This is a genomic window from Micromonospora sp. NPDC047753, assembly GCF_040642735.1.
Lineage (GTDB): Bacteria > Actinomycetota > Actinomycetes > Mycobacteriales > Micromonosporaceae > Micromonospora.
In genome coordinates, this window is record NZ_JBEYSL010000879.1 from 1 (window position 1) to 1,221 (window position 1,221).

Consider the following 1,221-nt stretch of genomic DNA (forward strand, 5'->3'; position numbering starts at 1 on the left):
GAGCCGACCGGCCGCGGTCGCCGCGACCACCGCCGCGAGGCACGCCGGCCAGGACCGACCGGCGAGGTCGGCGAGCGCCGCCGCCTGCACCAGGAGTACGACCACCAGGGCGACCACCCCGAACGGGCCGACGTCCGGCTTCTTCATGATCTTCAGGGCCGCCGCGCCCCGGCGGTAGGAGCCGAGCGCGTCAACCGTGTCGGCCAACCCGTCCAGGTGCAGCCCCCGGGTGAGCAGCGCGGCGACGGCGACGGTCACGCCGGCCGCCACCAGCGGCGGTGCGAGCGCCCCGGCCAGCAGCAGCACACCTGCCAGCAGGGCGCCGAGTAGCGCGCCGACCACCGGGGCGAGGGCCATCGCCGTGCCCGCGACGGGTCGGTCGATGCGCCCGGCCCGCACCGGCAGCGTGGTGAACGTGGTGACCGCCAGCCGGGCTCCCGCGAGCAGCCGTGGCTCAGCCGGCACGCCAGCCCGACGCCGGCTGCTCGTCCACCCCGGTGCTGGCCGGGCCCGGCCCGGCCGGCACCGGCTCGGCGAAGTCGGGCTCGGTCGAGTCGGGCTCGGTGAGATCCGGGTCCGCGTAGCTCGGGTCGGTGGACTCCGGCTCGTCGGCGGGCGGGTCGGTGTCGTCGGTGCCGCCCAGCGACGGGTGCACCGGCAGCGCGGCGGACAACGCCAGCACCGAGCGCAGCAGCGGCAGCGCGACCAGCGCGTTGGCGCCCTCGCCGAGATCCATCCGCAGGTCGAGCAGCGGGGTGAGGCCCAGCACGTCGGCGGCGAGCCGCACGGCCGGGTGCCCGCCGTGGTCGGCCAGCAGGCACCAGTGCCGGGCCTGCCCGGCCAGGTCACGGCTCACCATGGCGGCGGCCAACCCGACCGGACCGTCGAGCAGCACCGGCACCCGGCGGGCGGTGGCGCCAAGCAGCACGCCGGTGGCCACCGCCACGTCGCCGCCGCCCAGCTCGGCCAGAATGTCCTTGGCGCCACGAGACGAGCGTCGGGTGCGGTGCAGCGCGTCGCGCACCGCCGCGCAGCGGATCATCCACGCCGCGTCGTCGATCTCGCCGGAGTCGGTGATCACCCGACCCAGCACGGCGGGCGGCTCCGCGCCCGCGGTCGCCGCGAGCACCGCCGCGGCTCAAGGACAAGCGCAGGGTCAGTGGTGGAAACCTCCCGGGCGACATCTGGGAGCGGTTCATGAACGAGGCGCTCAAGGGCAAG

1 protein-coding gene and 1 pseudogene are annotated in these 1,221 nt (G+C 76.7%); both read right to left on the reverse strand.

The window, feature by feature from the left end:
• Positions 1-465, reverse strand: a 465-nt coding sequence (locus ABZ749_RS35415) for an adenosylcobinamide-GDP ribazoletransferase (RefSeq protein WP_357235802.1), incomplete at its 3' end; no start/stop codon positions are given.
• A pseudogene (locus tag ABZ749_RS35420) lies at positions 455-1,138 on the reverse strand (nicotinate-nucleotide--dimethylbenzimidazole phosphoribosyltransferase); the annotation flags it as partial. The pseudogene ABZ749_RS35420 and the gene ABZ749_RS35415, both read right to left, overlap by 11 nt.
• Positions 1,139-1,221: the final 83 nt, after the last annotated feature.